Here is a 10,298-nt window from a genome sequence, read left to right as displayed (position 1 = left end):
GCTGGGACTGGAAAAGCGAGGAATTCATCCCCCAATATGGCCCTTTATTGGACGTTTCCTTTACCTTTGTCTGTTTGTCTGGCTTTTACCGNCTTTAATCAGTGCTTCCTTAAAATACGGACGAATCAGGGATTTNAGAANNGACCATGGATTGACGCAGAAACAAATCGCGAAGCTGCTGAGCGTCAGTCAAAACACGTACTCGCAATATGAGATTGGCGTCTCCCGGTTTCCGCTGGACGTGGTTGTCAAATTGGCGGAATACTACAACGTTAGTGTTGACTATTTGGTGGGCCTGACGGATGAGACTGTCCCGTACCCCCGGAAACGGCAGGCAAAGCCATGAAGCGCGCCGGCGCTCTGCTGGGCGGATTTATGCGTCCATTCCGACCGTGCACGTACAGGGCATAGGGCGGACACAAGACCGCTCCTACAATATAAAATCTTTGGATAGGACACTCCTTGATAAAAAGCCGCTGTTACCTGATACATCAGGCAACAGCGGCTTTTTTATTGGTATCATGGAGATACTTTGAAGGGGGGAGTGGCTATGATGGACCAGGAATATTGGAAGATCATTGCAAACCGCATCCTGTCACTTCGCGCGAAACGGGGCTTTTCCACTTATAAACTGGAGTCGATGAGCGGCGTTGACGCCTCTACGATAGAGAGCATTGAAAAAGGACAATCCAAGAATCCGACCATACAAACCCTGCATAAAATTGCGATTGCTTTTAATATGACGATTGCAGAGTTCTTGGATTTTTCGGAGCTAAACGAATTCTCTTTCGATGACACTTCTAAAGACGAGGATGATTGACAGCAGACACGGTTTGTGGTGTCTGCTGTTTTCATAGGGAAAGTTACAAATTTACTGGACACCCTTGGGCGAGCCCCAACGGGTCCTTTTGCGAGGCAGCTATGAAGGAACAGAAAATTAAACAGGATATCTGCATCGGCGCGAGCATTCGGAGACTTCGCCAGGGGAAGAAGCTGGGGCAGACGGAGCTGGCGGGCCTTTTGCAATTAGAGGGTGTTCCCATGACCAGGGAGGCCCTGGTTAAAATTGAGCGCGGGACCCAGCACATCCAGGCGTCCCAGTTGAGGGCCATCAAAAACGCCCTGGGCGTCACCTACGACGAGCTGCTAGAATCATGAAGCTCACCGATGCTTTCCTGGACCTCCTCTTCCCGCCCAAGTGCCCCTTCTGCCGCCGGGTCCTGGACGCTCCCGGCATGTGCCCGGAGTGCGAAAAGACCCTCCCCTGGACGGACGAGGCCCACAGCCTCCGGGAACTGCGGGGCGGCCTCCTCTGCGCCGCGCCGCTTTGGTATGAGGGCCCTGTCCGGGAGGCCGTCCGCCGCTTCAAGTTCCATGGCGGCGTCTGCGCCGCCGGGCCNCTGGGGGAGCTCATCGCCCAGGCCGCCGCCGAGCGCCTCTCCGGCGAGTTCGACACGGTGGCCTGGGTCCCCGTCAGCGCCAAGCGGCTGCGGAAGCGGGGCTACGACCAGTCCCGCCTTCTGGCGGAGCGGGCNTGCNGGCTNTGGGACGTNGAGCCGGAGGCTCTCCTCCGCAAAATCCGGGACAACCCCGCCCAATCCAGCCTGGAACGGGCTGAGGACCGCTGGAAGAACACCCAGGGCGTCTACGAGGCGGCGGGCAGCCCGGCGGGGAAGCGGATTCTCCTTATTGACGACGTGTGCTCTACCGGGTCCACCCTGGTTTCCGCCGCGGGGGTCCTTTTCTCGGCGGGCGCGGCGGGCGTGGTCTGCGCCTCCGCGGCCTTTCCCAGGCCGGAGGAGGAAAAGAGGGGAGAAAAAGGGAAAGAATAGGCTTGCATTCTGGCGTGACTGCCAGTATAATGTACTTTGTAACTTTATGGATACGCTGGCGGTTATCCGCCTATCATAAATTTGGACAAAAGATAAATGGAGGAAGTGCCCATGGCAAAGGATATCGGNNTCGACCTTGGTACCGCTTCGNTTCNGGTTTTTGTACNAGGCAAAGGCATCGTTTTGAATGAGCCCTCCGTGGTGGCGCTGGACAAGAACACCGGGAAGCTCCTGAAGGTGGGCGAGGAGGCCCAGGCCATGCTGGGCCGGACCCCCGGCAACATCATCGCCATCCGCCCCCTGCGGGAGGGCGTCATTTCCGACTACGACATGACGGAGCGAATGCTCCGGGAGTTCATCCACAAGGTGGCGGGGGTCTCCGTCTTCAAGCCCCGGGTCATTATCTGTGTTCCCTCCGGCATTACGGAGGTCGAGGAGCGCGCCGTCATCGACGCGGGCATCTCCGCCGGAGCCCGGAAGGTCTANCTCATCGAGGNGCCCGTGGCGGCGGCCANCGGGGCGGGCATCGACATCGCCAAGCCCGACGGGCACATGGTGGTGGACATCGGCGGCGGAACGGCGGACATCGCCGTCATCTNCNTGGGCGGCGTGGTNGAGTCCGCCTCCATCAAAATCGCCGGTGACCAGCTCAACGAGGCCGTGGTAAAGTATATGCGCCGCAAGCACAACCTCCTGGTGGGCGANCGCACCGCCGAGGAAATGAAGAAGCAGATCGGCTGTGTCTTCCCNAAGGACGAGGAGGAGGTCATGGACGTGAAGGGCCGGTGNCTCCTGACAGGCCTTCCCAAGGTGGTGGCCGTCAGCTCCACGGAGATGATGGACGCTTTCGAGGAGCCGGTGGAGCGCATCATGGAGGCCATCCACTCCGTGCTGGAGCGGACGCCGCCGGAGCTGGTGGCGGACATCTCCACCAACGGCATCGTCATGACCGGAGGCGGCAGCTTGGTGTCCGGCTTTNACAAGCTGGTGACGGCCCGGACGGGCATCCACACCATGATTGCCGAAGAGGCGATTTCCTGCGTGGCCCTGGGCACCGGCATGAGCCTGGAGACCCTGGGCAACATGCAGGAGGGCACCATGAACCTGAGCCGCCGCAAGCAGATGAGTTAAAAGCGAAACCGCCGGACAAGCCGTCCGGCGGTTTTTGTTATGGGGTTTCCCCTGTNCCGGGGGCCTCNGATTCCTCCNGGTCNGGGACGTACTCCAGAATATCCTCTACCCGGCAGTCCAGCAGCTTGCAGAGATCGTCGATCAGCCGGGAGGAGATGCCTTTGTTGTGGCGCAGGCGGTAGAGAGTTCCGCTGCTGTAGCCCAGCTTGTTGATCATTTTATACGTGGAAATGCCCCGGTCCTTTAATGTGCGCCAAAATGGATCGTATATAATCATAGCTATCACCTAAAGATAGTTTACCCGGAAGTTCAGATGTTGAACATATCTAATATTTTAGCCATTACTAAAATGTAGACAATTGCCCGAATATGGGGTATGATGAATCCGGGAGGTGATAGCGTGAATGTAACGTGTGAAAACCACTTCTGCGTTTACTGGTCGGAGGATACCTGCACGCTGAGAAAAATCAGCCTGGATGCTGTGGGAGCCTGTACGGACTGCATCCATGTAGAAGTTCCAAAGGACCTCCTGGCCCAGAAACGGCAGGAGCTTCTAAGCGAGCTGAGGGAGCGGGAAGCCCGGTGGGGAGAAGAAGCCCTGGACTTATAGCTGGGGAGGGCTTAGTCCTTCCCCAGTTTTTTCAGTGTTTCCAGCACCTCGCCAAAGTCCTTGGCGGAGGCGGAGGGGTGAGNCCTCNAAAGCCGCAGGGANCGGTGATAGGGCGCGGCGGAGCGGTTTTGCACAGCGGCNTCCCGGGCCCGGACCCGGCGGATGGCCTCCTCCAGATCCGCCCGGCGCTCCGCCANGTTTNCCGGCGTGGAATCCGGCAGGTCCTCCAGGTGGTCCCGGCAGGTTTCCAGGGCATTGGAGATNGTGGAAAGCGCNTCCAGCTTGGCGNCGGTGAGGCGGCGGAGGGAGGCCTCCACCCGCTCCGCCCGGGCCTGGCGGCGCTCCTCCAGCTCCTCTTCCACCTTCTGCCGGAGCTCCAGGGCTTCCAGCTCCGTCTTCTCCCGGAAGCGGCGGAGGTCGTCCTTGGCAAAGGCGGCGTAGACCTCCGCCCGTTTCGCCAGGCGGCGCAGGTCCTCGTTTTCCTCGGCGGCCCGGGCCAGCAGATCCCGCAGATCCAGGGCGNCNTGGACGGAGCGCACCGCGTCCACGGTAAAGGCCGCGGTGAGGAGGATGGCCAGGGGGTCCACGCACAGGGCGGGCACCCGGGCCAGCAGGCGGGCGATGNGGGGATGGACAAAGCGCACCAGCAGGATGGAGAAGAAGCCCCAGGCGATGGAGCTGGTAAGGCAGATGTGGCCGTTGAGGTTGAATTTCTGATTGGAGTAATCCCAGTAGCGGACCTTGAAAATCCGCTCCATCACGTCGCCGGTGACGTACTCCAGGGCCGTGGCCGCCAGCATGCCGAAGAGCCAGACCAGCCGGAGGTCCTTCGCCACGGGGATGGTGGCCAGCAGGATGATGATGGCCCCGGAACCGTAAATGGGCAGCAGGGGGCCGTGGAGAAAGCCCCGNTTCACCCAATGCNGCTGGCAGAGGGAGACATAGCAGGACTCCCAGACCCAGCCGCAGAGGCAGTAGAAGAAAAACAGCAGGACCCATTGGCCCGTGGTGTAGACGTGCATCCGTTTATTCCTCCTCGATTTGCGCAAGCAGTTCCCCGATGATCTGGTTGGACACCAGGAAGCCCCGGGGGGTCAGNCGGCGGCGGGGGCCCTCCCGGAGGACGTAGCCCGCCGCCTCACAGCGCTCCAGAAAGGGTAAAAAGGGGGCGAAGGAGCGGCGGAAGCGGGCTTCCCAATCCGCCGCGTCCAGGCCCCGGGCCAGACGGAGAGACAGCATCAGCCACTCCGCCTCCCGGTCCCGGGGGGCCATGCGCCGGGTCTCGGAGAGGATGCGGTCCCCCCGGAGGAAGGCCTCGAAATCCCTGGCCCAAGCATAGCGGACGCCCCGGAAGTCGGAGTGGGCCCCGGGGCCGAACCCGGCGTATTCCTCCAGGGTCCAGTATTTCAGGTTGTGCCGGGACTCCCGGCCGGGCTTGGCGAAGTTGGAGATCTCATATTGCTTCCAGCCCCGCTCCTCCAGAAAGCCCACGGTTTCCAGATACATGTCCGCCTGGACCTCGTCCCCCGGCAGGGATTCCCGGCGGGCGTAGAGGGGAGTCCCCGGCTCCGCCTTGAGGCCGTAGCAGGAAAGGTGCTCCGGGTAAAGCTCCGCGGCGGCGGAGAGGTTTTTCCGCCAGCGGGGCAGGTCCTGGCCCGGCAGGCCGTAGATGAGGTCCAGGGAGAGGTTGTCAAAGCCCGCCTTGCGGGCGGCTTCCACGGCGGAGCGGACCTGGGCCATGGTGTGGACCCGGCCGATGGATTTTAATTCCCCATCGTCGGCGGACTGCATCCCCAGAGAGACGCGGTTGAACCCCGCCCGCCGCAGGGCGGAGAGTGCGTCCGGGTCCCCGGCGGAATCGNGGTTGGCATCGAGGGTGATTTCCGCGCCGGGGGCGATGGGACAGGCGGCAANGACCGCTTCCAGCAGGGCCGCCAGGCGGCGGGGGCCCAGATAGCTGGGGGTGCCGCCGCCGAAGTAGACGGTGTCCGCCTCATAGCCGGAGAAATCCGTCTCGAAAAGCTGGGACCGAAGGGCGGCGGCATAAGCGTCCATTTGGTCCTCCCGGCGGGGGAGGGAGTAGAAGTCGCAGTAGACGCACTTTTNCTNGNAGANGGGGACGTGNATGTAGATACNAAGAGGCTTGTTCATCCCATGCGCTCCCGGACGTAGTCCACGGGGACGTCCATGCGCGCCGCCGTCTGCTCCGGCGTCAGGCCGGAGTCCAGGAAACGGCGGCAGACCGCCGTCATGCGCTCCCCCACCTCAATGATATGCCCGTCCGGGTCGCGGAACCGCACCACCCGCTGGCCCCAGGGGTGTTCCTTCACCGGGTGAATGTATGCAACGGCAAGGGTTTTCAGCCTTTTCGCAAAGCCGTCAAAATCGTCTTCTTCAAAATAGACCTCGGCGGCGTTCCCGCCAAAGGAGACGGTTTTCCCGCCGATAAACTCCCGCCAGGTTTCCAGCGTCTGTAAGCAAAGTCCGCCGGTCAGGGTCTTATTGGCCCCGAAGTCCAGAACTACCCGGAGCCCCAGGACAGCCTCATAAAACGCCAGCGACCGCTCCATATCGGTGACCGCCAGCAGGGGATTTTTCAACTCCATACGGGGGACCTCCTTGATGTTTAGCTGTCCCCATAGTACCACAACCGCCCGCCGGATTCAATACCGCCCTCCCGGGGGAATATTTCCGCCCCCGGAGGCAACACTATCCAGGAAATCCAACATGAAAAGAGGATGCTTTCCATGGACATGTCTCCCAAGGAATATCAGGCTTACGTCAAGCAGAAAGCGAAGAAGTCCCCCATTGTCACGGACGTGACCCTGGCCTTTGTCATCGGCGGGGCCATCTGCGTGCTGGGCCAGGCCATTACCAACGGCTGGAGCGCCGCGGGCCTGAACAAGGAGGAGGCGGGCACCGCCGCCTCCTGCACGCTGGTGTTCCTCTCCGCCCTGCTGACGGGGCTGAACCTCTACGGCAAGCTGGCCCGCTACGGCGGGGCGGGGACGCTGGTGCCCATCACGGGCTTTGCCAACGCCGTGNTGTCCCCGNCCATCGACNTCAAGAGCGAGGGCNTTGTCACCGGCATGGCGGCGAAGATGTTCACCGTGGCGGGGCCGGTCATCGTCTTCGGCACCGTGGCCTCGGTGCTGTACGGCGTGATTTTGAAGCTCTCCCGGCTNNAAGGCTTCCGGGCTTTTNCGCGAGGAAAGGNCGTCCATGCCCGGCATGGACGGCCTTTGTTCATCATAAGCCCTAGGAGCCCTTCCGGCTCTTGCGCTGGGCGGCGAAGATGTTTTCCGTGATCTTGTCCTGGTCGGCCTCGTTCATCTCCAGGAACTGGCAGCCGTACTCCCGGGNGCCGTCTTCCTTTTCAATGACCCGCAGCACCTGACAGTACATGATGGAGGGGTCCCGATCCTCCAGCAGCTTCACGGTCAGAAGGAGCTTATCCCCCTCCCAATACTGCTGCTCCGAGGAAACGCGGGCNCCGCCCACGNTGATGTTCAGCNGCTTGCAGGGGAACTCCCCGGCGTTCCGGCCGCTGAACTTGGTGATGCTGGCGTCCAGGTTCGTGTCCAGGCGGAAGAAGGCCCGGTCGTTGCCCACCCGGGCGACATACAGGTGGGACACCAGCCAGATGTGCTTGGGCTGGGGGGTGATGAAGCCCTCCATATACACGGCCTTCCGCAGGTGGTCGTGATAGCCTCGGATGTGGACGGGGAAGGACTCCGCCTCGGAGCAGTCCTTCAGCAGGGAAACCTCCGCCTCGGAGTACTGGTGCAGCTCCGCCGTGGTCCGCTGGGGGTACATCAGCTTGGCCACGAAGAGCATCTGCCCGTCCTTGGTGGTCACTTCCACCCGCATGTGGGAGTAAACGGACACGTCCTCGGAGGTATCCACAGGCTTGGGCGGAGGAGGGGGCTCCGGCGCTTTCTTCTTCAATTTATCAAACAGTCCCACAATGGTTCACTCCTATGGTCTTGTTACCGGATTTTTCTGGCCTCCACATAGTAGCGCTTGTCCTGGGCGTGGNCCATGGTGAAGGTCTTCCGGGGAAGCACGCCGTCGGCCATGACGGTTTTGAACAGCTGCTGCTTGCCCATGGCGGGCAGCTTGAAGCCGATGGCGCCCGCCTGGCGGCCCAGGCGGTCCGTGACCTCGNCGCCGTGGATGTAGTCGATTTCGCCGCCGTGGTCCTTCACATAGGCGTCCAGGAAGTCCTGGAGGGTGCCCACCGCCAGCTGGACCCGGGGCTGGGGCACGGTGAGGAAGCCCTGGCCCCCCGCGTGGGTGTAGGCGATGACATGGCCCTCGCCCTTGGCCTCATACGCGCCGGGGTAGTAGGCCTTGAACGCGTCCAGGACCTCTTCCGGCTCCACGCCGAAGACGCAGCGGTGGATGGGCTCGAACTGGAGGGCGCCGTCGTGGTTGTTCACCACCTCCACCAGGGCGTACCGGGCGGGGAGGGAGGCCCATTCACTTTCCGGCGTGACCTTCTTCAAATCCTCATAGCACTGCTTGGCGGTGGCTAGGGAGTGGTTTCCGTCACCCACGGCGAAGAGCAGGGGCGGAACGTCCTTCACGCCGTACTTCCAGGCCTGTTCCTCCGCGGAGCAGAGGGCCGACAGGGCGTCCGCCGTCTCATCCATCTGGGCGGCGGTGAGCTTCCAGCCGGTGATGGAGCCGCCGCCCTGCTGGAGATCAAAGGCATAGAGCCGCTCCATCTCCCCGGAGGCCCGGGTCAAAGGCTCGATCACCGTCTTGTTCGGGTCGTCGATGAGGAGCATGACGTGGGGCAGCTCGATGGGGGCGTCTTTGCGCACCTTCACCCGGGGGGGGATGCGGGAGAGGACGGTGCCCTCCGTGGCGCGGATCAGGGCCCCGGAGCCGGGGGTGAAGTCGTACTGCTCCAGATCCACCATGCCGATCAGGCCGTGGCGGATTTTCCCGTCGGACTGGACCCGCTCAATATAAATCAGGCTCTCCTCCAGCGTCTCGAACAGGCCGCTGTCCAGGTACTTGCCCATGGCGGCGTTGACGGCGGCGATGCGCTCTTCCACGTCCGGGGCGTTCAGCGCCGCCTCGGGGAGGATGAGCCGCAGGGAGGAGGGAGCGTCTGCCACGGTGTCCTCCACCGCCTGCCAGTACTCTGGCTGGGAGGTGAACTGGTCGCAGGCCACCACCGCCCAGCGGGTCATGTCCGTACCCTTTTTGGGCAGGAGGATGTCGGCGGGGTAAAAGCCCAGTTTTTCAAATTTCGGATTCATGCCGGATCTCCCTTCCTACTTATTTTTTTCGCAGCCCTACAGGGCGGCCTTNATGGCGGCCAGCAAATCGCCGAACTCCTCATAGGCGGGGAGCTCGGGGTAGTCCTTTTTAATCTGCTCGGTGCTCTTGAAGAGGAAGCCCGCCTTGCTGGCCTGGATCATCGCCAGGTCGTTGAAGCTGTCCCCGGCGGCGATGGTCTCATAGCCGATGGACTGGAGGGCCTTGACGGTGGTGAGCTTGGACTTCTCGCAGCGCATTTTATAGCCGGTGATTTCGCCGCTGTCCGCCACCTCCAGGGTGTTGCAGAAGATGGCGGGCCAGTTCAGCTTTTCCATCANGGGCTTTGCGAACTGCTCGAAGGTGTCGCTGAGAATCAGGACCTGGGTGATGGAGCGGAGCTCGTCCAGGAAGTCCTTGGCTCCGGGGAGGGGGTCGATTGTCGCGATGGTGGCCTGAATTTCCTTGAGGCCCAGGCTGTGCTCTTTCAGGATGCCGAGGCGGAAGTTCATCAGCTTGCCGTAGTCGGGCTCGTCCCGGGTGGTGCGGCGGAGCTCCGGGATGCCGCTGGCCTCGGAAAAGGCGATCCAGATTNCGGNNACCAGGACGCCCTCCATGTNAAGACAGACAATGTTCATAGTCACATCTCCTTGATGTTCCAGATTGGAAAGTGTACTGCCTGTAGTATACCAGAGTTTCCCGCGCTTGTCACCCTTTATTTCGGAGGGGGCGGGGCTTGCTTTTTTGGGAATCCTATGCTATCTTTTAACCGCAAGGCGTCAAGCGAGATTTTCCGCATTTCATTTACTACATCAGCTTTTGATGGAAACGAGGTAATTGCTATGGACTTCCAGACCCTCTCCGCCGCGCGGTATTCCCTGCGCAAATTCGACTCCCGGCCTGTGGAACAGGAAAAGCTGGACCTGATCCTGGAAGCCGNGCGGANCGCCCCCACGGCCCACAACTACCAGCCCCAGCGCATCTTCGTCCTCCAAAGCCCCGAGGCCCTGGAGAAGGCCGACGCCTGCGCCGGGTCCCATTTCAANCCCCCGGTCATCCTGGCGGTGGCCTACGACCCCGCCGTCTCCTGGAAGCGGGAGTACGACGGCAAGGACCATGGAGAAATCGACGCCGCCATCGCCGCCGCCCAGATGATGCTTCAGGCGGCGGACCTGGGGCTGGGTACCACCTATGTGGGCATGTTCGAGCCGGACAAGCTTCTGGCGGCCTTCCCGGAGATGGCGGGGACCTGCCCCATCGCCCTGCTGCCCCTGGGCTATCCGGCGGAGGGCGCTCACCCCGCCCGGCTCCACACGGACCGCCGTCCCCTGGAGGAGCTGGTGCAATACCTGTAACGCCGAAAAAACGGAGGCTGCCGCCCGGCAGCCTCCGTATTGTTCAGCGTCTTCTCCTCGGCCCCCGATAGCCGCCCCGGCGGCCCCCGCCGCCGACGC

At 62.0% G+C, this 10,298-nt stretch carries 14 protein-coding genes and 1 pseudogene; 8 read left to right on the top strand and 7 right to left on the bottom strand.

What is annotated here, in order from left to right:
• The first annotated feature begins 70 nt into the window (after positions 1 to 70).
• From JX325_RS08610 to JX325_RS08590, 5 genes are all read left to right on the top strand, one after another.
• Positions 71 to 346, top strand: coding sequence for a helix-turn-helix transcriptional regulator (locus JX325_RS08610; protein WP_307819259.1), 276 nt, complete (start codon positions 71 to 73; stop codon positions 344 to 346).
• Between the two features lie 204 nt (positions 347 to 550).
• Positions 551 to 820 carry a helix-turn-helix domain-containing protein gene (locus JX325_RS08605; protein ID WP_243414001.1) on the top strand — a complete coding sequence of 90 codons (270 nt, stop codon included), beginning with the start codon at positions 551 to 553 and terminating at the stop codon, positions 818 to 820.
• 101 nt (positions 821 to 921) lie between these two features.
• Positions 922 to 1,158 carry a helix-turn-helix domain-containing protein gene (locus tag JX325_RS08600; protein ID WP_204790749.1) on the top strand — a complete coding sequence of 79 codons (237 nt, stop codon included), beginning with the start codon at positions 922 to 924 and terminating at the stop codon, positions 1,156 to 1,158.
• Positions 1,155 to 1,832 carry a ComF family protein gene (locus JX325_RS08595; protein WP_204790748.1) on the top strand — a complete coding sequence of 226 codons (678 nt, stop codon included), beginning with the start codon at positions 1,155 to 1,157 and terminating at the stop codon, positions 1,830 to 1,832. The genes JX325_RS08600 and JX325_RS08595 overlap by 4 nt, the downstream gene beginning before the upstream one ends.
• A 111-nt stretch (positions 1,833 to 1,943) precedes the next feature.
• Positions 1,944 to 2,963, top strand: a complete 1,020-nt coding sequence (locus tag JX325_RS08590) for a rod shape-determining protein (protein WP_204790747.1) — start codon at positions 1,944 to 1,946, stop codon at positions 2,961 to 2,963.
• A gap of 37 nt (positions 2,964 to 3,000) precedes the next feature.
• Here the strand turns inward: JX325_RS08590 and JX325_RS08585 are convergent, their stop codons facing one another.
• Positions 3,001 to 3,240 (bottom strand): helix-turn-helix transcriptional regulator, encoded by a 240-nt coding sequence (locus tag JX325_RS08585; RefSeq protein ID WP_204790746.1) that lies wholly within the window; start codon positions 3,238 to 3,240, stop codon positions 3,001 to 3,003.
• 123 nt (positions 3,241 to 3,363) lie between these two features.
• Here JX325_RS08585 and JX325_RS08580 point away from each other — a divergent pair, with 123 nt between their 5' ends.
• Positions 3,364 to 3,573, top strand: a complete 210-nt coding sequence (locus JX325_RS08580) for a hypothetical protein (protein ID WP_204790745.1) — start codon at positions 3,364 to 3,366, stop codon at positions 3,571 to 3,573.
• 11 nt (positions 3,574 to 3,584) lie between these two features.
• On the opposite strand, the gene JX325_RS08575 is transcribed toward JX325_RS08580, so the two are convergent.
• From JX325_RS08575 to JX325_RS08570, 3 genes and pseudogenes are all read right to left on the bottom strand, one after another.
• On the bottom strand, positions 3,585 to 4,595 hold the full coding sequence (locus JX325_RS08575; protein ID WP_204790744.1) for a putative ABC transporter permease: 1,011 nt from the start codon (positions 4,593 to 4,595) through the stop codon (positions 3,585 to 3,587).
• A 4-nt stretch (positions 4,596 to 4,599) separates the two neighbouring features.
• Positions 4,600 to 5,724: pseudogene (hemW, locus tag JX325_RS18105) on the bottom strand (radical SAM family heme chaperone HemW).
• The gene (locus JX325_RS08570; RefSeq protein WP_204790743.1) at positions 5,721 to 6,179 is read right to left on the bottom strand and encodes a VOC family protein; all 459 of its coding nucleotides are present in this window, start codon (positions 6,177 to 6,179) and stop codon (positions 5,721 to 5,723) included. Before JX325_RS08570 ends, hemW begins: the two are co-directional and overlap by 4 nt.
• Positions 6,180 to 6,320: 141 nt before the next feature.
• Between JX325_RS08570 and JX325_RS08565 the strand changes: the two genes are divergently transcribed.
• Positions 6,321 to 6,881, top strand: a complete 561-nt coding sequence (locus tag JX325_RS08565) for a SpoVA/SpoVAEb family sporulation membrane protein (RefSeq protein WP_204790742.1) — start codon at positions 6,321 to 6,323, stop codon at positions 6,879 to 6,881.
• Here the strand turns inward: JX325_RS08565 and JX325_RS08560 are convergent.
• From JX325_RS08560 to thrH, 3 genes are all read right to left on the bottom strand, one after another.
• Positions 6,832 to 7,539, bottom strand: a complete 708-nt coding sequence (locus JX325_RS08560; protein WP_243414000.1) for a PilZ domain-containing protein — start codon at positions 7,537 to 7,539, stop codon at positions 6,832 to 6,834. The two genes, JX325_RS08565 and JX325_RS08560, sit on opposite strands and share 50 nt — an antisense overlap.
• Before the next feature lie 23 nt (positions 7,540 to 7,562).
• On the bottom strand, positions 7,563 to 8,846 hold the full coding sequence (locus JX325_RS08555; protein WP_204790741.1) for a DUF1015 domain-containing protein: 1,284 nt from the start codon (positions 8,844 to 8,846) through the stop codon (positions 7,563 to 7,565).
• A gap of 36 nt (positions 8,847 to 8,882) precedes the next feature.
• Positions 8,883 to 9,482 carry a bifunctional phosphoserine phosphatase/homoserine phosphotransferase ThrH gene (gene thrH, locus JX325_RS08550; protein WP_204790740.1) on the bottom strand — a complete coding sequence of 200 codons (600 nt, stop codon included), beginning with the start codon at positions 9,480 to 9,482 and terminating at the stop codon, positions 8,883 to 8,885.
• A 204-nt stretch (positions 9,483 to 9,686) separates the two neighbouring features.
• Between thrH and JX325_RS08545 the strand changes: the two genes are divergently transcribed.
• Positions 9,687 to 10,199 carry a nitroreductase family protein gene (locus tag JX325_RS08545; RefSeq protein ID WP_204790739.1) on the top strand — a complete coding sequence of 171 codons (513 nt, stop codon included), beginning with the start codon at positions 9,687 to 9,689 and terminating at the stop codon, positions 10,197 to 10,199.
• Positions 10,200 to 10,298 lie beyond the last annotated feature (99 nt).

Origin of the sequence: Oscillibacter sp. CU971, assembly GCF_905219725.1 — a bacterium.
Taxonomy (GTDB): domain Bacteria; phylum Bacillota; class Clostridia; order Oscillospirales; family Oscillospiraceae; genus Oscillibacter.
Note: the sequence above shows the minus strand (reverse complement) of the source record. Positions and strands in the feature narration are given on the sequence as shown.

Excerpts from the sequence above, each read along its gene's own strand:
- JX325_RS08605 (WP_243414001.1), top strand. The coding sequence starts at position 551 with ATGATGGACCAGGAATATTGGAAGATCATTGCAAACCGCATCCTGTCA.
- JX325_RS08600 (WP_204790749.1), top strand. The coding sequence starts at position 922 with ATGAAGGAACAGAAAATTAAACAGGATATCTGCATCGGCGCGAGCATT.
- JX325_RS08570 (WP_204790743.1), bottom strand. The coding sequence starts at position 6,179 with ATGGAGTTGAAAAATCCCCTGCTGGCGGTCACCGATATGGAGCGGTCG.